The sequence below is a fragment of the Lentzea sp. genome (assembly GCF_035525475.1).
In the GTDB taxonomy this organism is placed as follows: domain Bacteria; phylum Actinomycetota; class Actinomycetes; order Mycobacteriales; family Pseudonocardiaceae; genus Lentzea.
Genome location: NZ_DATLEC010000067.1, coordinates 1 through 19,942 on the forward strand (window position 1 = coordinate 1; position 19,942 = coordinate 19,942).

Genomic DNA, 19,942 nt, shown 5'->3' on the forward strand with positions numbered 1-19,942 from the left:
GGCGTCAGGAACGGGGGTGGGTTCGGTCATGGATCGCCTTCAGCCGTTCGACAGTGACGTGTGTGTAAAGCTGAGTCGTTGCGAGCGTAGCGTGACCAAGCAGTTCTTGGACGGTGCGCAGGTCCGCTCCTCCTTCCAGCAGGTGGGTCGCGGCGGAGTGGCGCAACCCGTGCGGCCCGATGTCCGGCGCGCCCGGCACCACGGCGACGACCTCGTGGACCAGGGTGCGGACGGCCCGCTGGTTCAACCGGCCACCGCGAGCACCGAGGAACAGCGCCGGTGGCGAATCCGGTGCTACCAGGGCGTTTCGCCCTTCGTCCAGCCACCGCCGCAGCGCGCGCTCAGCCGGCACGCCGAAAGGCGTGCTGCGTTCGCGTCCACCTTTGCCCAGAACCCGAATCACCCTCAGGGAGTAGTCCACGTCGTCGAGATCAAGACCACAGAGTTCGGCCACGCGGATACCTGTGGCGTACAGCAACTCCACCACGGCCTGATCACGCAGCGCAACCGGATCGCCCTCGGACGCGCCAGAGGATACGGCGGCCATGGCGTCCTTCGCCTGGTCTTCGCGCAACACGGACGGCAACGTCCGGTGCGGCCTCGGCGCGGCGAGCCGCGGCCCGGGATCCGTCGCCAGATGACCGGCGCGATGCGCCCACGCGGTGAACGCGCGCGCGGCAGCGGCCCGCCGCGCGAGTGTCGTGCGGCTGACGCCGGCAGTGCGTTGCGCGGCAAGCCACGACCGCAGACTCGTCAGGTCGATCCGCCTGATGTCGGCCTCATCAGGGCTATTCCCGGCGACATGTCCGAGCAGGGCCACCACGTCGCCGACGTACGCGCGCACGGTGTGCGGCGACAGATCGCGCTCCAACGTCAGGTACCGCTCGTACTGCCGCAACGCCTCCGAAACGCCCGAGGGCAGATTTTCGCGCAGGCGAACGAGATCGACACGGCGTGTCCGACCATGCGGCGGCGGGGACATAGGCCAAGACGCTGCGCCAGTCGGGGCGATTGGTCAAGTATCGCCATGCCCTCGCGCCGTCGGAGAGCGCTCTCATGATCACGGAGGCGACACCGTCTCAACGCATTGTGACGACCAGGGCCGCGGCAGCCCTCACAGATCACCTTTCGGAGTAGTGAGGACGACCGGCGCCACCGCCGAACAGCCGAACCACCCGCTGAGCCGTGCGCGAAGACGCTCACGAGGAACCGCCTCGGCCGACATCGTCACGAACGAAGGCGAAGCCGCAGGTCACCCCTGCCTTCCCACCTCAACGAGGGCGGCTCAACCGCCCCGGCCGAGGCGGCAACGTCGACCATCAGTCCACAATAGACTATCAGTTGCTCCTGATCACCTCACCTCCAGCTTCTGCCAGCCACCGTCGACCCGCAGCGCCAGCCCGGCGAGCTCCAGTTCGGGCAACAACGCCCTGACCCGCTCCAACGGCACCCCGGACTCGACCGACACGACCTCGTCACTGACGCCGGACCGCTTGCCCATGGCCTCGTACACGCGCATGGCCTCGCCCTGCGGCGCTCCGAGGGCGCTGTCCTTCTCGGCGGGCTCGATGGCGAGGTCGTCCCCGAACCGCCCGACCGACTCGACGATCTCGGCCACCGAACTGACCGACACCGCCTGCCCGTCCCGCAACAACTCGTGGCACCCGGCCGAACTGGCCGACGTCACGGGCCCCGGCACCACCATCAGCGGGCGTCCGAGGGCCAACGTGATGGCAGCGGTGTTCTTGGCGCCGCTGCGCCTCCCTGCCTCGACGACGACCGTGCCGCCGCCCAACGCCGCGATGAGCCGGTTGCGCGTCAGGAACCGGTGCCGCGCGGGCGTGACCCCCGGCGGGTACTCGCTGACGATCAGGCCCTCCCGCGAGATCTTCGCCAGCAACCCCTGATGCCCGGCGGGATAAGCGAAATCCACTCCGCAGGCCAACACCGCGACCGTCAGCCCGCCACCGCCGAGCGCGCCGCGGTGAGCAGCGCCGTCGATCCCGTAAGCCGCGCCGGACACCACCGTCACGCCGGCCTGCGCCAGCCCGAACGCGAACTCGCCGGCAACGTGCTCGCCATACCCGCTGGCAGCCCGCGACCCGACGACCGCCACGGCCTTCTCCGACGCCTCGGTGAGGTCGTGCGGCCCTCGCACCCACAAGGCGAGCGGCTCACCTCCACACCGCTGAGCCGCCATGCCGAGCGCGACGAACGGCCACCGAGGCCACTCGTCGTCCTCGGGGATGACGAACCGCCCACCGACCTTGGCGATCCGCTCGAGGTCCTCGTGCGCCCGCTCCTCGGCACGCCGCGCCGAAGTCTGGCTGGCGACCGACGACGACACCCCGCCCGCACGCACTCGCTCCGCCGCCTCGACCGGACCGACCTGGTCGACGAGCGCCGCCAACGCCGCCGGGTAGGGCTCGGCGACGCGGGACAGGTAGGCCCTGGCCAGGCGAACGGTATCGGTGGACCGAGCCGGTGGGTTCGGAGCAGCGGACGAGGTGGGCTCAGCGGGCGGGTCTGGCAGGGCAGGTGCAGCACACGCGGCGCACGGGGTCGTCGTGGCGGGCGGAATCGGCGTGGCGGGTGGAGTGGGGTGCGCGGTCACCGGAACCACCGCCAGGGCAGCCAGCGTTGCCAGGGGTCGGAGCACCAGGGGTGCGGTGGGCTGGCACCACGTGCGCGCCTTCGGACCGCGCACAGCAGCTGGAGGTGAGTGGATGCCGCTGGTACGGCCTGGGCGAGAAGTGGGGTCATGGAGGACTCCTTGAAGTTGGAAAGGGTCGCGGGTGAGCGGGCCGCCCGCCGGGAAAGGGACGAGCGGCCAGCCCGGGAACCGGCTGCCGGCCCTGCGAGCGGGCCAGCGTCCGGGCCCGAGATGCCGGGCGCGGAGAGGGAGTGGGCTCCGCGCCCGGCGGCTTCGCAGGGCGCCGGACACGGGCGCGCCGGTGAGTTGAGGTAGCGGGGTGAGCGGGCGCTTGCGGGGGTGGGCAAGCGCCCGCTCGGCTGGGTCCGGGCGCGAAGTCGGGGCGTCGGCGCTTCGCGACCGGTTGCTCAGGGGTGCCGGTGGTCAGGGGTGCGGGTGGTCAGGGGTGCGGGTGGTCAGGGGTGCGGGTGGTCAGGGGTACGGACCTCGGCGTTCGCGGAAGCTCAGGGCCGCTGCCACGTGGTCGGAGGTGGGGCGGTCGGACTCGGCCAGGTCGGCCAGGGTCCAGGCGACTCTCAGGCAGCGGTCGGCTCCCCTGCCCGTCAGGGCGCCGGTGGACAGGGCTCGGTCGAGGAGGGCTGTGGTGTGGCGGGGCAGGGCGAACTCACGGCGGAGGGCAGGGCCTGGGACCTGGGCGTTGGTGGGCCAGGTGTGGCCGTGGGCCTGCCAGCGGGTCGCCGCTCTCGAGCGGGCCTTCAGGACTCGTTCGCGGACCACTGCTGTCGGTTCCGGTGGGGCCGCGTCGGCGTTCGACATGGCTGTGGTGGCTCGCATGCTCACTCGGAGGTCCACGCGGTCGAGCAGAGGGCCGGAGAGGCGGGACTGGTAGCGGCGGCGGACCGTGGCCGTGCAGGTGCAGTCGATCTCCTTCGGCGGGGCGCAGGGGCACGGGTTGGTCGCCAGGATCAGCTGGAAGCGGGCCGGGTAGCGGGCTATGCCGTCGCGGCGCGCTATGCGGACCTCGCCTTCCTCCAGGGCCGTGCGGAGGGTGTCGATCGTCCTTTGGCCGAACTCGCAGGCTTCGTCGAGGAAGAGGACTCCCCTGTGGGCCATCGAGGCGGCGCCCGGCTTGGCCATGCCGCTGCCGCCGCCTATCAGGGCCGCCATCGACGTCGTGTGGTGCACGTTGACGAACGGCGGGGTGGCTACCAGCGGGCAGCCGGACGACAGGACGCCCGCCACCGAGTGGACGGCCGTGACGGCCAGGGCTTCCTGGCGGGTCAGGGGTGGGAGCAGGCCCGGCAGGCGTTCGGCCAGCATCGTCTTGCCGGTGCCTGGCGGGCCCGACAGGAGCAGGTGGTGGGCGCCGGCGGCGGCCACCTCCAGTGCCCAGCGCGCCTCGGGCTGGCCCACGACGTCGGCCAGGTCGGGGGCCTGCTGCGGCGGTGGGTCGGCCGCGACTGGGGGCGGTTGGAGCGCCGTCGTCTCGGCGCGCAGCCAGGCGAGCACCTCGGAGAGGGTGAGCGCGCCGTGGATCTCCATGCCGTCGACGAGCGAGGCCTCGGGGAGCGAGTCGACCGGGACCACCGCCGTGAGAAGGCCCGCGCGCCTCGCTGCCAGCAGGGACGGCAGGACGCCCCGGATCGGGCGGACGCGACCGTCCAGGGCCAGTTCGCCCAGCAGGACGGTGGTGCTCAGGCGTTCGAGGGGGACCGAGCCGGCGGCGGCCAGGGTGGCGCAGGCGATCGCGAGGTCGTAGCTGCTGCCGCCCTTGGGCAGGTTCGCCGGAGACAGGCCCAGCACGATGCGCTGCTTCGGCCACTCCTCCTCGCTGTTGCGGACAGCGGCCTTCACGCGCTCCTTCGACTCGTGCAGGGAAGCGTCGGGAAGTCCCAGGAGATGGGTGCGGGGCTGGCCCACGCCCACGTCGGCCTCGATCTCGACCGCCAGCCCGTCGACGCCGTAGAGGGCGACGGACCACGCCTGCGCCAGAGCCATCTCAGGCTCCCCGCAGGTGTTGCAGGCGTGCCTCGCCGTCGGGTGGCCACGTGACCGAGATCAGGTCGACGCGGACGTCGCACCAGCCGACGCCGTGCGCGGCCAGCCACCGCAGCGCCGTGCGGCGCAGGCGGGAGAGCTTGTCCGCGTCCACGGCCTCGTCCGGGCGGCCCCAGGCGGGGCCGGACCGCGTCTTGACCTCGCAGACGACCAGCCGGTCGCCCTCCACCGCCACGACGTCGAGCTCACCGTCGCGGCACGTCCAGTTCCGCGACAGGACCACCAGGCCCTGCTCCTCCAGGTACCTGCACGCCAGGTCCTCGCCCTGCCGCCCCAGTGCCTGCTGCCTGGTCTCGACCGATGTCTGCGCCACCACTGCCCTCGCCTCCCTGCGGGTCGTTGGGTACGACCTTGCGGGGTGGGACGGGGCGGGCGGCCGGGCCGAGGGAAATCTGTGGACAACTCAGCGGCTGTGGACAGGTCGGCCGTTGCCGATCTTGAAACGGCGGAACTGTCGGTGGGGTGTGCTAGGGCTGCCGACCGCGTTCCAAGGCTGGACAGACAGGTGCCAGCCTCGCGTTCCCGTGCCGATGACAGGGGAACGCGCGGCTGGCACCGCGAAGAGTCCTGGTGAGCGCCGGTCGCGCCGCGCTCAGCTCGGGAACGGCCCGCTCTCCGGCAAGCGGAGGTCCGGCTTGTCCAGCTCTTCCACGTTCACGTCCTTGAACGTGATGACACGAACGTTCTTGACGAACCTCGCGGGGCGGTACATGTCCCACACCCACGCGTCCGACATGCGCACCTCGAAGTACACCTCGCCATCGGCGTTGCGCACCTGCACGTCCACCGAGTTGGCCAGGTAGAAACGCCGTTCGGTCTCCACGACGAACGAGAACTGGCTGACTATGTCGCGGTACTCCTTGTACAGCGACAGCTCCATCTCGGTCTCGTACTTCTCGAGATCCTCTGCACTCATTACGCCTCCGCGCGGGTCATCATCTGCTCCGCGCCCTCCCTCGTCGCGAGCTCCCCGGCATCAGCCGGGGCTGCATCATTCTGGACCACGGCCGCCGCGGTCGTGGCGCGCGCCACCCTGTGCGGCGCGGCGAGACCGTGCTTGGCAGCCGCCGCTGCCACATTTACATACGACCACCGATGCTCCGCACACGGCCCGTGTTCCAGCAACGCGGCCGTGTGGTCGGGCGTGCAGTACCCCTTGTGCACGTTGAACCCGTATTCGGGATGACGTTCGTGGAGATCGGCCATGATCCGGTCACGCGTGACCTTGGCCAGCACCGATGCCGCCGCCACGCACGCCGCGGCCTGGTCTCCCTTGAGCACCGCCACGTTCGGCGCCGGCATCCCCGGCACCTTGAAGCCGTCGGTCAGCACGTAGCCGGGGTGCGTCGACATCTGCGCCACCGCGCGCCGCATGCCCTCGATGTTCATGACGTGGATGCCCAGCCAGTCGATGTCGGCCGGCGGCACGACGATCACCGAGTGGTCGACCGCGCGCTTCAGCACCAGGTCGTACATCCTGTCGCGCGCCGACGCCGTCATCAGCTTCGAGTCGTTCAGGCCCTCGAACCGCGACGCGTCACCCGGCCGCAGCACGCACGCCGCGATCACCAGCGGCCCTGCGCACGGACCGCGTCCTGCCTCGTCGACGCCGGCGACGGGCCCCAGTCCCCTGCGCTCCAGCGTGCTCTGCAGCGCCCAGTTCCCCGACGACCCCCGCACCACCGCGCGGGGCGGCATGAACATGGTCATCGACGGAATCGGTCTCGCACTCGACGCCCGAGCAGCAGAAGCGGCCACGCCGCGACGATACCCAGGCCCATCGGGACGCTTTCATGCCATCCCGGCGCACCCATCGAGACGGCCTGCGGGTTGTGGTCCGTCACCCCGCCCCACCTCGACGGGGGCAGCACGATCACGCGCGCCTTGCCGATCACGTCGTCGACCGGCACGAGCCCGTTGAGCCCGCCCTGCCCCTGGCAGCGCGAGTCGCACGAGTGGTTGCGGTTGTCACCGAGCACGAACAGCATCCCGTCCGGGATCTTGAGCTCCTCGAACGACTCCTGCACGGCCTCCGCGCCCTCGTCGAAGTGCTTGTACGGCTCGTCGAGCGGCTTGCCGTCCACCGTCACGCGGTTCTGCTCGTCGCAGCACTTCACGGTCTGCCCGCCGACGGCGATCACGCGCTTGACGAAGTCCTCCTCGTTGGCCGACGGGAGGCCGATCAGCGACCCGAGCCACGACAGCCCTTCCGAGATCGGGTTGCCCGGCTCCTCGGAGATGAAGTCGTTCTGCCACGACGGCGGCCCGCGGAACACGACGACGTCGCCGGGCGCCGGTTCGGTGAAGCGGTAGGTGACCTTGTCGACGAACACGCGGTCGCCGTAGCAGTCAGTGCACCCGTGCAGCGTCGTCTCCATCGACTCCGACGGGATCATGTAGACGCGGCCGAGGAAGACCTGGATGAGGATCGCGAGGCCGAACGCGACCAGGATGAGGACGGGCAGCTCTTTCCAGAAATTGCCCTTTTTCTTCTTCTTCGAAGGCTTGTCCGAAGCGTCCGAACTCGGCTCGTCGCTGGACGGGGTGTGCTCTGGATCGACGTCAACCACGAGATCAGCCTAGGGGCTGCGGGTTGTGATCCGGCACAACACTCCACCGATCTTTCGGGAACACGACGTACCGGGCTTTGCCGATGACGTTCTCGAGGGGCACCGTGCCCGCTACGCCCCCGCCGCCCTGTTTGCGCGAGTCGGTGGAGTTCATCCGGTTGTCCCCCATCACGAACAACCGTCCATCCGGTACTCGCACCGGAGCGAACGGCTGGTGGTCCGCCGGGGAACTGCCGGGCTGCCAGTGCACGTAGGGCTCGTCGAGCGGTCTGCCGTCCACAACGACACGGTGCTGCTCGTCGCAGCACATCACCGTCTGGCCGGGAAGTGCGATGACGCGCTTGACGAAGTCGCGCTCGTTCGCGGGCGCGACGCCCAGCAACGACCCGATGTTCTGCACGAAGCGCGCGACGGGATTGGTCGACCGAGCGGCGCGGAAGTCGTTGTCGGACCACGCTTCGGGGCCGCGGAAGACGACCACCTCGCCCGGTTCGACGTCGGCGAAGCGGTAGGTGATCTTGTCGACCAGCACCCTGTCGTTCTCGCAACCGGTGCAGCCGTGCAGCGTGCGCTCCATCGACGCCGAGGGGATCACGTAGACCCGCGCCACGAACGCCTGGATCAGCACCGTCAGCACGACGGCCGTCACGACGACGTAGAGGACGTCTCCCCAGAGAGGAGTACGCCTCCGCTCCGGTTCATCCGGCGCGGAGGCGTCCTCGACGTCTTCTGGGCTCGAAGCCACCGGTCAGGAGACCGGACGGGCCTCGCGCTTCTCCTTGATCTTGGCGGCCTTGCCGCGCAGCTCGCGCAGGTAGTACAGCTTGGCGCGACGCACGTCACCGCGGGTGACGACCTCGATCTCGGCGATGTTCGGGGAGTGCAGCGGGAAGGTGCGCTCGACACCCACACCGAACGAGACCTTGCGGACGGTGAAGGTCTCGCGGATGCCGCCGTTCTGACGACGGATCACGACGCCCTGGAACACCTGGACGCGCTCGCGCGAGCCCTCGATGACGCGGACGTGGACCTTCAGCGTGTCACCGGCGCGGAACGCCGGGATGTCAGAGCGCAGCGACTGGGCGTCAAGTGCGTCCAGGATGTTCATCGGTGTTCCTCACGTGTCTTGAACTCCCCAGAGCATGTTCCATGGCTGTGCACGACATGATGGGGGCTCGGCTTGGTGCGCATGCCGATGTGACACCGGCTGCGGCAACTGTTCCAGTGTGCCAGACCAGGCACTCCGGAATGAAATCGGGCTATTCGCCGCTCTCACGCAGGCGCGTGAGCAGGGCGCGGTCGTGCTTGTCGAACGCTTCCGCGGGCAACGATCCCAGCAGGTCAGGACGCCGTTCGAAGGTCCGGACGAGTGACTGGTCACGCCGCCAGCGGTTGATCAGGCGGTGGTTTCCCGACCGCAGCACGTCCGGCACGGCGAGCTCGCGCCACACCTCCGGACGCGTGTAGCTCGGGCCTTCGAGGAGCCCGTCCTGGAACGAGTCCTCGGCGTGCGACTTCGGGTTGCCGAGCACGCCGGGCAGCAGCCGGGCGACCGCTTCCACGATCGCGAGCACGGCCACCTCACCGCCGACGAGCACGTAGTCGCCGATGGACACCTCGTCAACGCGCACGCGCCGTGCGGCGTCATCGACAACACGCTGGTCGATGCCCTCGTAGCGACCGCACGCGAACACGAGGTGCGACTCGTTCGCGTACTCGTGCGCGACCGCCTGTGTGAACGGCCGACCAGCCGGCGTAGGCACGATGAGACGCGTCTCGTCCGTGCACACGTCGTCCAGGGCAGGGCCCCAGATGTCGGCCTTCATGACCATGCCGGGCCCGCCGCCGTACGGGCTGTCGTCGACGGCCTTGTGCACGTCCTGCGTCCAGTCACGCAGGTCGTGCACGCCGACGCTGATCAGGCCCTTGTCGATCGCCTTCCCGAGCAACGCGGCGCGCAGCGGCGCCAGGTACTCGGGAAAGATCGTGACGACGTCAATCTGCATCGAGCAGGCCCTCTGGCGGGTCGATCACGACACGACCGCCGCGCACGTCCACGGTGGGCACGATCTCGCGCACGAACGGGATCAACGCCTCGCCGCTGTCACGGATCACGACGAGCAGCTCGCCGCCGAGTCCGTGGACGATCTCCTTGACCGTGCCGATCTTCGTGCCGTCGATGAGCTCCGCCGTGAGCCCTTCGAGCTCGTGGTCGTAGAACTCGTCGGGGTCGTCGTTCGGCGGCAGGTCGTCGGTGCTGCCCAGCAGCAACGTGCCGCGCAACGACTCGGCGACGTCGCGCGTGACGACTTCCTCGAAACGCACGAGCAGCCGCCCGGCATGAGGCCGGGCGGCTGACACGGTGAGGCTTCGGGACGTGCCGTCACGCAGCCTGGCCTGAATCTTCTGCCCGAGCGCGAAACGCAACTCGGGTGAATCAGTGCGCACGTCAATGGCGAGTTCGCCAGTGATCCCGTGCGCCTTGGCCACACGGCCGACGACGACGTCCATTTGCCCTTTGCAGCTTCGTTCAGCGGTCGGTGTCGACGACGTCGACCCGGACACCACGACCGCCGATACCGGCCATCACGGTGCGCAGAGCCGTCGCGGTGCGACCGCCACGACCGATCACCTTGCCGAGGTCGTCCGGGTGGACGTGGACCTCGAGGGTGCGGCCGCGGCGGGTCGTGACGAGGTTCACCCGGACGTCGTCCGGGTGGTCGACGATGCCGCGAACGAGGTGTTCGAGGGCGTCAGCCAACAAACTCACGCCTCGTCCTTGGGCGCCTCAGCCTCAGCCTTGGGGGCGTCGTCGGCCTTCTTGGCCTTCTTCGCCTTCGGCGTCGTGGCGTCGGTCATCGGCTCCTCGTTCGCGGCGGCGAGCGCGGCGGCGAAGAGCTCGGCCTTCGGGGTCTTCGGCTCCTTGACCTTCAGCGTGCCCTCGGTGCCCGGCAGGCCCTTGAACTTCTGCCAGTCACCGGTGATCTCCAGCAGGCGCTGGACCGACTCGGTCGGCTGCGCGCCGACACCCAGCCAGTACTGCGCGCGCTCGGAGTCGACCGCGATGAAGGACGGCTCTTCCTTCGGGTGGTACTTGCCGATCGTCTCGATGGCCTTGCCGTCGCGACGGGTGCGCGCGTCGGCGACCACGATGCGGTAGTACGGCTGGCGGATCTTGCCGAGACGCTGAAGCTTGATCTTGACGGCCATTGGCCTGGTACTCCTCGAACTCTGTGTTGGTGGTTCGCACAGCCGCGGCCCGGGCAGAGGGGCCGACCGCGACGGACAGCGGGCAATTGTGCCAGACGAAGGCCGGCGGATCCGAATCGGGGCTAGACGAAGGGCGTCACGACGCCCAGCGCTTCCTTCACGGCACGCGCGTGTTCGACCGCTCCGGGCGTGTCGCCGTGCACGCACAACGACTCGGCCCGCGTCTTGATGACCGTGCCGTCGACCGCGACGAGCTCGCCGTCCAGGAGTCGCTTCGCGCGTTCGACGACCTGCGCGGTGTCGGTGAGCAGGGCGTTCGGCTGACTGCGCGGGACCAGCGTGCCCTCCGGCGTGTAACCGCGGTCCGCGAAGGCCTCCTGGACGGGGCGCAGCCCCGCTCTCGCGGCCTTCTCGAGGAGCTGCGAGCCCGGCAGTCCGAGGATCGGCAGGTCCTTGAACGCCTTGGCTCCGTTGACCACCGCCTCGGCCTGCTTCTCGTGGTGCACCGTCGCGTTGTAGAGCGCACCGTGCGGCTTCACGTACACGACCTCGGTGCCCGCTGCTCGCGCGCACGCGTCGAGTGCGCCGATCTGGTAGAGCACCTCATCGGCCAGTTCGACGGGGTCGGCGTCGATGAAGCGGCGCCCGAACCCGGCGAGGTCGCGGTAGGAGACCTGCGCGCCGATCCTGACGCCGTTCCTCGCCGCCTCCTCGCACACCTCGCGCATCGTCGACGGATCGCCGGCGTGGAAGCCGCACGCGACGTTCGCGCTGGTGATCAGGCCGAGGAGCGCGGTGTCGTCGCCGAGCCTCCAGATGCCGAAGCCCTCGCCGAGGTCGCTGTTCAGGTCCATCACATGACCCCGATGGAGACGAGCAGGAGGGTGAGGCCCGGCAGGAAGTTGTTGATCACGTGCGCCACGATGCTCGCGCCGAGCCGGCGGGTGAGCAGGCGGGCGATGCCGATGGGGATGGCGATGACGAGCAGCAACGACGTACGCAGCGGCTCGAAGTGGCCGATCGCGAAAACCACCGTGGTGAGCCCGAACGCGGCCCAGCGGCTCCAGCCCTGGCGTTCGACGGCGCCCCAGAGCAGGCCGCGGTAGATGATCTCCTCGCACACCGGCCCGATGAGGCTGACGTAGAGGAACATCGTGATCGCGGCGGCGAGCGGCAGGTTCGCGCCGCTCAGCAGGTCGCCGACGGCGCTCGTGGCGTTCTGCTCGCCGACGATCATCGTCCAGAACCTGGCGGCGACGTAGGTGAGGACGAGCCCGAGGATGCCGAGCTTGAGCCCGGTCGCCAGGTCCTCCTTCGTCATGCTGAACCGGAGGTCGATCTTAGGACCGTTGCCGCGGACGAAGGTGATGACGATGGCGGTGCCCGCCGCCAGGACCGTCGGCACGATCGATCCGATCAGGACCAGCGGCACGGAGTCGAAGAGGTTGACCCCGAGCTGCTTGGCCACGGCCGTGATGAACACGGCGCTGAGGATGAAAACGGCCTCCACCAGGAGGAACGCGCCGAAACCCCAGCGCTGGCCGACCCGTTCGGGCTCCGGGTTGCGGCTGATGTCCCGCACGCTCTCGAGGAAGCCTCGTCTGGGCTTCAGGGACTCCGGCTCACTCACGCTCTGCAATCTAGTCACGCCTCGGCAACCTGCCGGTGAACGAACGGCTGCGACACCCTCATGATCAGCCCATCTCGCGATCGACGGCTTCTGAAGCACCGGTGCTCTGTCGGTGCCTCGCGATACGCTTGGAGTGGGGACCGCGATCCCCCTTGGGGGACGCTGCCGCCCCCGAATCCGAGGTTACTGTGCGGCACCGACGGAACCGGGCCAAGCGTCTGGCCAAAAGATGGTCAGATCGAGTTCCCGCCGGATGTCCTTGCTCCTGTGAACGGATCGCCGCATTTCGGTTGCCGCAAACCACCTGGACCTGGGATGACCTGGCTGCGTGAGGGCCGGGTGCGGGTGGGTGAACACGGGGCTTCGCACCGCGGCCGTCATGGCTTGGACACAAGCGGCAGGCAGTTGAGCCAAGGCCAGCCGGGCGCACCGGCTCGCGCGATGGTCGAGCAGCACCCCCGCATCGCGGCTGTTCCGGATCGGACACCCGCGACCACGAAAGCCGGCGGTCCAGGGGTTCACCGGCGCAGCGTCGTCTCCCGGTCCATGTGCGACAGCTTCGCCGGGTTGCGCACCGCGTACAGGCCGCTGATCAGCCCGTCCTCGATCCGCAGCGCGATCACCGCGTCCAGCTCGCCGTCGAACTTGAACACCAGCGCCGGGTAGCCGTTCACCTGGGCGGGTTCCATCGTCCAGCCGGCCACGCGGGTCAAACCGCCCACCAGCATGCGCGCCACCTTCGACGCGCCCACGACGGGGCGTGGCACGGCCTGCTTCACGCCGCCGCCGTCGCCCAGGAACACGACGTCCGGGGCCAGCAGGTCCAGCAGAGCCTGGAGGTCGCCGGTCTCGGTGGCGCGCTGGAAGGCTGCCAGGGCCTCGCGGGACTCGGCCTGGGTCACCACCTCGCGCGGGCGGCGGGCCGCTACGTGCGAGCGGGCCCGGTGGGCGATCTGGCGGACCGCGGCGGGGGTCTTGTCGACGGCCGCGGCGATCTCGTCGTAGTCCAGGGCGAACACCTCGCGCAGCACGAAGACCGCTCGTTCGGTCGGGGTGAGGGTTTCCAGGACCAGCATCACCGCCATCGAGACGCTGTCGGCCAGCTCCACGTCCTCGGCCACGTCCGGGGCGGTCAGCAGGGGTTCGGGGAGCCAGGAGCCGACGTAGGACTCCTTGCGGCGACCCAGGGTGCGCAGCCTCGACAGGGACTGGCGGGTGACGATCCTGACCAGGTAGGCGCGGTGGTTCTCGACCACGTCGTGCTCCACGCCCGCCCACTTGAGCCACGTCTCCTGCAGCACGTCCTCGGCGTCCGCCGCGGAGCCGAGCATCTCGTAGGCGATCGTGAAGAGCAGGTTGCGGTGGCTCACGAACGAGTCGGTCGCGACGTCCGGCATCGGTGTCCTCCTGGAACGGGTCTCTTCACGAGACACCGGGCAGCCTGTGCCTGTGACAGTGGGGTGAGTCACAAAGCGGCGCTGTCACAGCTGGAGAGGAGGCGGCATCTCGTGGTCGTCAAGCAAGGCCCACGAAGGAGGAAACCCATGGAACCCCGCTTCAACCTCTTCGGCACCGAGACCGGCGGCAAGCTCGCGAAGCGGTTCGCCGGGCTCGGGCAGGCGGTGCACCAGTCGCCGCTGCCCGCGATCACCGCCGAGCTCGTCAGCCTGCGCGCCAGCCAGCTCAACGGCTGCGGCTTCTGCCTCGACATGCACGCCAAGGAGGCCGTGGCGGCGGGCGAGGACCCGTTGCGGCTGCACCTGGTGGCCGGGTGGCGCGAGACGACGGTGTTCACCGAGGCCGAGCAGGCGGCGCTGGCGTTCGCCGAGGAGGGCACCGTGCTCACACGCGAAGGCGTGAGCGACGAGACCTGGGACAACGTGCGGAAGCACTACGACGACGAGCAGGTCGCCGCGCTGGTGTGCCTGGTCGGGCTCATCAACGCGGCCAACCGGATGGCCGTCATCACGCGCCAGAAGGGCGGCTCGTACGAGGTGGGCGCGTTGGCGCGGGCCTAGTACACCCGGCCCCTGAGCATGATCATGCGCGGTGACCGCAGGACCTCGAGGTTCTCGCGGGGGTCGGAGTCGTAGACCACGATGTCCGCGGCCGCGCCTTCGGTCAGCGAGGGGAAGCCCAGCCAGGAACGGGCGTTCCACGACGCGGCGCCGATGGCGTCCGAGGCGCTCATGCCCACGCGGTGCAGCGCGACGACCTCGTCGACGATGCGGCCGTGCTGGATGCCACCGCCCGCGTCGGTGCCCGCGTAGACCGGGACCCCGGCCTCGATCGCGGACGACACCGTCGTGGAGACGCGGGCGTGCAGGTCGCGCATGTGGTTCGCGTACGCCGGGTACTTGCCGGCCTTCTCGGCGATGCCGGGGAACGTCTCGATGTTGATCAGCGTGGGCACCAGCGCGGTGCCGCGGGACGCCATCAACGAGATCGTGTCGTCGGTCAGGCCGGTGCCGTGCTCGATGCAGTCGATGCCCGCGTTGATCAGGCCCGGCAGCGCGTCCTCGCCGAACACGTGGGCCGTCACGCGGGCCCCCGCGTCGTGGGCGACCTTCACGGCCTGCGCCAGCTCGTCGTCCGTCCACAGCGGAGCGAGATCGCCCGCGCCGCGGTCGATCCAGTCGCCGACCAGCTTCACCCAGCCGTCGCCGTACGCGGCCTGCTCGGCGACCGCCGCGGCCAGGTCGGACTCGATCTCCACGCCGATGTGCGGGATGTAGCGCTTCGGACGGGCGATGTGGCGGCCCGCGCGGATGATCCGCGGCAGGTCCAGGCGCTCCTGCAACGGCGTGGTGTCGATCGGCGACCCGCAGTCGCGGATCAGCAACGTGCCCGCGTCGCGGTCCGTCAGCGCCTGCTCCACGGCCTCGGGCAGCTCCACGCCGCCCTGCGGGCCCAGGCCGACGTGGCAGTGCGCGTCGACCAGGCCCGGGACGAGGAACCCGCCGTCGACGACCGTGGAAGCTCCCGGCACGGGCTGGGTGCGCACACGGCCGTTGACGACCCACAGGTCTCGCGGCTCGCCGTCCGGGAGGACGACGCCGCGCAGGTGCATGGTCACTTCTTCTTGTCGTCCCCGTCGAACTTGAACTTCGTCGGGTCGAAGCCGGGCGGGAGCTCGTTCATGCCGCCACCGAGGTTCGGCAGGCCACCGGGAGGCATGCCGGGGATGCCGCCGGGGGGCATGCCGGGCATGCCACCGGGGAACATGCCGCCGGGGAAGCCGCCCTTGACCTTCGGCGGCGTCGGGCCGCGTCCGCCCTTGCCCTTCTTCCCCTTCTTGCCCTTGCGGGTCTTGCTGGGGCCGTAGCCGCCCATCCTGCCCGCCATCGACGCCATCATCTTGCGGGCCTCGAAGAAGCGGTTGACCAGGTCGTTGACGTCGCTGACCTTGACGCCCGAGCCGTTCGCGATGCGCAGCCGGCGGGACGCGTTGATCATCTTCGGGTCGTCGCGCTCGGCGGGGGTCATGCCGCGGATGATCGCCTGGATGCGGTCGAGGTGCTTCTCGTCCAGCATCGCGAGCTGGTCCTTCATCTGACCGGCGCCGGGCAGCATGCCGAGCAGGTTCGCGATGGGGCCCATCTTGCGGATGGCGAGCATCTGCTCCAGGAAGTCCTCGAGCGTGAGCTGGCCGGTGTGCAGCTTCGCCGCGGCCTTCTCGGCCTGCTCCTGGTCGAAGTGCTGCTCGGCCTGCTCGATCAGCGTGAGGACGTCGCCCATGCCGAGGATGCGCGAGGCCATCCGGTCGGGGTGGAAGACGTCGAAGTCCTCGAGCTTCTCACCGTTGGACGCGAAGAGGATCGGCTGGCCGGTGATCTCGCGGACCGACAGCGCGGCACCACCGCGGGCGTCGCCGTCGAGCTTGGTGAGGACGACACCGGTGAAGCCGACGCCGTCGCGGAACGCCGTGGCCGTGTTGACCGCGTCCTGACCGACCATGGCGTCGACCACGAACAGGACCTCGTCCGGGTCGACCGCGGCCCGGATGTCGATGGCCTGCTGCATCATCTCCTCGTCGACGCCCAGCCGGCCGGCCGTGTCGACGAGGACGATGTCGTGCTGCTTCGCCTTGGCTTCCTCGATGCCGCGGCGCGACACCTCGACGGGGTTGCCCACACCGTTGCCGGGTTCGGGAGCGAAGACGGGCACGCCCGCGCGCTCACCGACGACCTGCAACTGCGTGACGGCGTTCGGGCGCTGCAGGTCGGCGGCGACGAGCAGCGGCGTGTGCCCCTGGCCCTTCAGCCACTTCGCGAGCTTGCCCGCGAGCGTCGTCTTACCGGCACCCTGCAGACCCGCCAGCATGATCACCGACGGTGGGTTCTTCGCGAGGTTCAGCCGTCGCGTCTCGCCGCCGAGGATGTTGACCAGTTCCTCGTTGACGATCTTCACGACCTGCTGCGCCGGGTTCAGCGCCTGGTGGACCTCCGCGCCCTTGGCGCGCTCCTTCACCTTGGCGATGAAGCCGCGCACAACGGGCAGCGCGACGTCGGCCTCGAGCAGGGCGACCCTGATCTCGCGGGCGGTCGCGTCGATGTCGGCGTCGCTGAGCCGCCCCTTGCCACGAAGGCCCTGGAGAACCGCGGTCAGCCGGTCGGAAAGCGTGGAGAACACGTCGTCCAGCCTAGCTAACCTCAGCGTCACCCGAGGTACGGCTCCCGGAAGTGGCCTTCCTTCCGGCCCGAATGATGCATGATGCACAGGGTGGGGCGGATCTTCATCAGCTATCACGGCAACGACGAGGGCAACGACATCGCGCTCTTCCTCCGCGCCGCCTTGGTCAAGGCCGGGTACGAAGATGTGCACGCCTACACCGCGCCCGGCTCCGGCCCGGACGTCTCGCTGCCCTGGAAGGACAGCCTGCGCCGCGAACTGCTCGGCTCCGAAGCCCTGATCGTCGTCACCTCGCCCGGCTCCTACTCCGAGTGGTGCACCTGGGAGTACTCGGTCTTCCGCGAGCGCAAACCGCAAGCGCCGTGCGTCGAGTTCGTCAGCGTCCGCTCCGAGAACCGCGCGATCCTCAACGACCTGCAAGCCCAACGCGTCGATGCGGGCGATCCGTCGTCTCTCGCGGCTGCCGCCCACACGGCCCTGCGAGTGCTGGAACGCGCAGGAATCGGGAAGGCCGCACCGCCCGCTTCGCCCTTCCCCGGCCTGAAAGCCTTCGACGAGGACCAGGCCTCGATCTTCTTCGGCCGAGAGGAAGACGTCCGGAAGCTGGCCGCACCCCTGCTGGGACTCCGCGAATTCGGCTCCGTGGCGGTGATCGGCCCGTCCGGCGCGGGCAAGTCGTCGTTGGTGCGGGCGGGCCTGATCCCGCTGTTGCGCGCCGAAGGTTGGACGATCATCGGTCCGATCACGCCGTCGCAGGGCGTGCTGCCGGTAATCCACGGCCCCGGACGCCGACTGGTGGTGCTCGACCAGGCCGAGGAAGTGCTGGCCGGCGACTCCACCGAGTTGGTGCGGCGGCTTGTGACGGCCAGCAGGAACGACGCGTGGGTCGTCTACACCGTGCGCGCCGACTTCCTGGACGAACTGATGCGCCGCGAGGATTTCTCCCCTCTCTTCCGCGACCCGTTCTTCGTCACGCCGATGCCCAAGGCCGACTTGCCGATGGTGGTGAACGGCCCGTTACGGTTGATGGGGTGGAGTGTCGAGGACGCCGCTCTCGGCCTGATCCAGGAGGACGCGAGCGGGAAGTCGTTGCCTCTCCTGGCGTTCGCGCTGGAGAACCTGTGGCGGCACGTCAACCCGGACGGCAAGGGCGCTCCCCGGCCCATCACCCAGGCCGAGTACGTGCAGTACGGGCGCGTGGAGGACGTGCTGCGGAGTCAGGCCGACGAGGCCTTCGCCATAGCCCGGGACCTGGTGCGTGGCGAGGACGGGTCGTGGCCGCCGGTCCGGGAGGCGGAGCGGCGGGTGTTCCTCGCGTTGCGGCGGCTGGTGGCTGTGGACCAGTCGGGGAAGTTCACCAGGCGTGCGGTCGCGGTCGCCGACCTGTCCGTCGCCGAACGGCAGCTCCTCGACCCGTTCGTCACCAACCGCGTTCTCACCGCGACCCAGCACTCGCTGGAAGTCGCGCACGAGAGCCTCTTCGTGCTCTGGCCGCGGTTGCGGGACGCGCTCGAACAGGATCGCGACCTGCTGCGCACGAGGCAGGAGATCGAGGACATCGCGGCGGAGTGGACGAAGCACCCGGACCAGCTGATCGCGCCTTCGCGGCTCGCCTCGGTCGTCGCCGCCTTCTCGCCCGCGGACGACACCGCGGCAGCGCTGTGGCCGCGGTTCGAAAAGGCTCTGCTGAAAGCTCACTTCTCAAACAACGCAGTGCGGCTGATCGGCCTGTCTCTGCAGCAGTCGATCGACGACGAGGTGCGGAGGGTTGACGACCTCGAACCTGACGAGGTGTTGCGAACGCTCGCGAGCGACGACCCCGCGACGAGAGTGCTGTTGCACGCACCGGACTTGTCCGGGTGGCAGCGGAGCCTCTCGCACGCCATGGCTTCCACCCTTCGCATGCTTTCGTTCAGGGCAGAAGGCGCCTACGGCGTTGCCTGGTCTCACGAGGACACGATGCTGGCCATCGGTGCTGGTGACAGCACCGTGCACCTACATGACGCCAGCACTGGCGCGCGTATGCGCTCCTTGACGTGCGGTCACGAACCCGGCGCCGGCAAGGCGCGGTCGGTCGCTTGGTCCCCCGACGGGAACCTCGTCGCGTGCGTCTCGGCGGACGCGACGTTGAGGATCTGGTTCTTCGATACGGCCTACGAGTGCCGAAAGGTCCAGCTCCCGGCTGGTCCGCGGTCAGTTCGCTTCAGCAACGACAGCAAAAGAATTCTCGTCGTTTGTGAGGACGGCAGTGCCTACCTCTGCTCGGCCGACGGCCTGCCCGGAAAGCCGCGCGACATCTTCTCGAGCGTGGACCACGCAGGTAGGCCGGTACGGGTGCGGGACGCGGACCTGGCCACCGACTTCATCGACGACTTCGAGTGGGTCGCACTGGCCAGGGACGACGGAGTGGTCGACGTGAAAGCGATCACCGGTCCGGACCAAGGGGTGAAACAACACCCGATCGGACCAGAGATCCGCGTGGTCCGCCTCCACCCCAACGAACCGGAGGTGTTCGCCACCGCTCATCAGGACTCCTCGGCCATGATCTTCAGTGAAGGCCGGCAGACAACACTCACTGGACACTCGGACCAGATCAACGCAGTGGCTTGGTCCCCCAACGGCATGCGTCTCGCCACGGCGTCCGCCGACGGGACCGTGCGGATCTGGGACGCCGTGACCGCCCAGGAACTGCTGTGTCTGCACGTCGGCCGAAAGAGCGTTCAGGACGTCGCGTGGTCACGGAACGGTGACCGGATCGCGACCGTGGCCGACGGCGGTTCCTGCCAGGTGTGGAAAGTCGGTTCCGAACCGGACCTCCACTGGACTTGGACGCAAGGCGAAGTGCACGCACTTACGTGGAGTCCGCTTGACGGGGCGCTCTCAATCGGTCAGACACGCGGCCCGTCAGATCCGCCAGACACATGGCTGCTGGACGTGAACCATGGTGACCCGCGCTTCAACTACGAGACGGAAACGCTCGCGTGGTCGCCAGACGGGAAACGCCAGGTAACCGGTGGCGTCGGTGGAGCAGTCGTTCTCGGGCGAGGCGAACGCAAGATCGCGAACCTCGACTTGTCCCCCCATGGGATCCATGACGCACACTGGTCACACGACAGCATGCTGCTCGCGGTCGTCGGTCGGGACCGCACCTGGCTGCCCAGGGTCTACGACCGCGACGGCGTCCCGCTT

General features: G+C 69.4%; 20 protein-coding genes. 2 read left to right on the top strand and 18 right to left on the bottom strand.

Going from position 1 to position 19,942, the window contains the following annotated elements; genetic code table 11:
• Positions 1-4: 4 nt before the first annotated feature.
• The 16 genes from VM306_RS11520 to VM306_RS11595 form a co-directional block, all read right to left on the bottom strand.
• Positions 5-982: a tyrosine recombinase XerC gene (locus tag VM306_RS11520; RefSeq protein ID WP_325513970.1), complete on the bottom strand. Its 978-nt coding sequence runs from the start codon at positions 980-982 to the stop codon at positions 5-7.
• Between the two features lie 369 nt (positions 983-1,351).
• Positions 1,352-2,458, bottom strand: a complete 1,107-nt coding sequence (gene dprA / locus VM306_RS11525; protein ID WP_325514009.1) for a DNA-processing protein DprA — start codon at positions 2,456-2,458, stop codon at positions 1,352-1,354.
• 666 nt (positions 2,459-3,124) lie between these two features.
• Complete coding sequence (locus VM306_RS11530) at positions 3,125-4,651, bottom strand: YifB family Mg chelatase-like AAA ATPase (protein ID WP_325513972.1); 1,527 nt, start codon at positions 4,649-4,651, stop codon at positions 3,125-3,127.
• Between the two features lies 1 nt (position 4,652).
• The gene (locus VM306_RS11535) at positions 4,653-5,024 is read right to left on the bottom strand and encodes a YraN family protein (RefSeq protein ID WP_325513974.1); all 372 of its coding nucleotides are present in this window, start codon (positions 5,022-5,024) and stop codon (positions 4,653-4,655) included.
• Positions 5,025-5,303: 279 nt separating this feature from the next.
• Positions 5,304-5,627 (bottom strand): DUF2469 domain-containing protein, encoded by a 324-nt coding sequence (locus VM306_RS11540; protein WP_030479657.1) that lies wholly within the window; start codon positions 5,625-5,627, stop codon positions 5,304-5,306.
• Positions 5,627-6,421, bottom strand: a complete 795-nt coding sequence (locus tag VM306_RS11545; RefSeq protein WP_325513977.1) for a ribonuclease HII — start codon at positions 6,419-6,421, stop codon at positions 5,627-5,629. Before VM306_RS11545 ends, VM306_RS11540 begins: the two co-directional genes overlap by 1 nt.
• The gene (gene lepB, locus VM306_RS11550; RefSeq protein WP_325513979.1) at positions 6,418-7,281 is read right to left on the bottom strand and encodes a signal peptidase I; all 864 of its coding nucleotides are present in this window, start codon (positions 7,279-7,281) and stop codon (positions 6,418-6,420) included. Before lepB (VM306_RS11550) ends, VM306_RS11545 begins: the two co-directional genes overlap by 4 nt.
• A gap of 4 nt (positions 7,282-7,285) precedes the next feature.
• The gene (lepB, locus tag VM306_RS11555) at positions 7,286-8,026 is read right to left on the bottom strand and encodes a signal peptidase I (protein WP_325513981.1); all 741 of its coding nucleotides are present in this window, start codon (positions 8,024-8,026) and stop codon (positions 7,286-7,288) included.
• Between the two features lie 3 nt (positions 8,027-8,029).
• A complete protein-coding gene (rplS, locus tag VM306_RS11560; protein ID WP_325513984.1) occupies positions 8,030-8,389 on the bottom strand; it encodes a 50S ribosomal protein L19 in 360 nt (119 codons plus the stop codon).
• Between the two features lie 151 nt (positions 8,390-8,540).
• Positions 8,541-9,287: a tRNA (guanosine(37)-N1)-methyltransferase TrmD gene (gene trmD, locus VM306_RS11565; RefSeq protein WP_325513988.1), complete on the bottom strand. Its 747-nt coding sequence runs from the start codon at positions 9,285-9,287 to the stop codon at positions 8,541-8,543.
• Positions 9,277-9,792: a ribosome maturation factor RimM gene (rimM, locus tag VM306_RS11570; protein ID WP_325513990.1), complete on the bottom strand. Its 516-nt coding sequence runs from the start codon at positions 9,790-9,792 to the stop codon at positions 9,277-9,279. Before rimM ends, trmD begins: the two co-directional genes overlap by 11 nt.
• Before the next feature lie 19 nt (positions 9,793-9,811).
• Positions 9,812-10,051: an RNA-binding protein gene (locus VM306_RS11575; protein WP_030468017.1), complete on the bottom strand. Its 240-nt coding sequence runs from the start codon at positions 10,049-10,051 to the stop codon at positions 9,812-9,814.
• The gene (gene rpsP, locus VM306_RS11580) at positions 10,048-10,491 is read right to left on the bottom strand and encodes a 30S ribosomal protein S16 (protein WP_325513992.1); all 444 of its coding nucleotides are present in this window, start codon (positions 10,489-10,491) and stop codon (positions 10,048-10,050) included. The genes VM306_RS11575 and rpsP overlap by 4 nt, the downstream gene beginning before the upstream one ends.
• Before the next feature lie 122 nt (positions 10,492-10,613).
• Complete coding sequence (locus tag VM306_RS11585) at positions 10,614-11,345, bottom strand: 5-oxoprolinase subunit PxpA (RefSeq protein ID WP_325513995.1); 732 nt, start codon at positions 11,343-11,345, stop codon at positions 10,614-10,616.
• A complete protein-coding gene (locus VM306_RS11590) occupies positions 11,345-12,121 on the bottom strand; it encodes a type II CAAX endopeptidase family protein (RefSeq protein WP_325513997.1) in 777 nt (258 codons plus the stop codon). Before VM306_RS11590 ends, VM306_RS11585 begins: the two co-directional genes overlap by 1 nt.
• A gap of 518 nt (positions 12,122-12,639) precedes the next feature.
• The gene (locus VM306_RS11595; RefSeq protein WP_325513999.1) at positions 12,640-13,518 is read right to left on the bottom strand and encodes an RNA polymerase sigma-70 factor; all 879 of its coding nucleotides are present in this window, start codon (positions 13,516-13,518) and stop codon (positions 12,640-12,642) included.
• 147 nt (positions 13,519-13,665) lie between these two features.
• Here VM306_RS11595 and VM306_RS11600 point away from each other — a divergent pair, with 147 nt between their 5' ends.
• Positions 13,666-14,139 carry a carboxymuconolactone decarboxylase family protein gene (locus VM306_RS11600; RefSeq protein WP_325514001.1) on the top strand — a complete coding sequence of 158 codons (474 nt, stop codon included), beginning with the start codon at positions 13,666-13,668 and terminating at the stop codon, positions 14,137-14,139.
• Here the strand turns inward: VM306_RS11600 and VM306_RS11605 are convergent.
• Together VM306_RS11605 and ffh are read right to left on the bottom strand one after the other, a co-directional pair.
• On the bottom strand, positions 14,136-15,191 hold the full coding sequence (locus VM306_RS11605) for an amidohydrolase family protein (protein ID WP_325514003.1): 1,056 nt from the start codon (positions 15,189-15,191) through the stop codon (positions 14,136-14,138). The two genes, VM306_RS11600 and VM306_RS11605, sit on opposite strands and share 4 nt — an antisense overlap.
• Before the next feature lie 2 nt (positions 15,192-15,193).
• Positions 15,194-16,753, bottom strand: coding sequence for a signal recognition particle protein (gene ffh, locus VM306_RS11610; RefSeq protein WP_325514005.1), 1,560 nt, complete (start codon positions 16,751-16,753; stop codon positions 15,194-15,196).
• A 90-nt stretch (positions 16,754-16,843) separates the two neighbouring features.
• Here ffh and VM306_RS11615 point away from each other — a divergent pair.
• On the top strand, positions 16,844-19,942 hold a 3,099-nt coding region (locus tag VM306_RS11615), incomplete at its 3' end, for a TIR domain-containing protein (protein ID WP_325514007.1).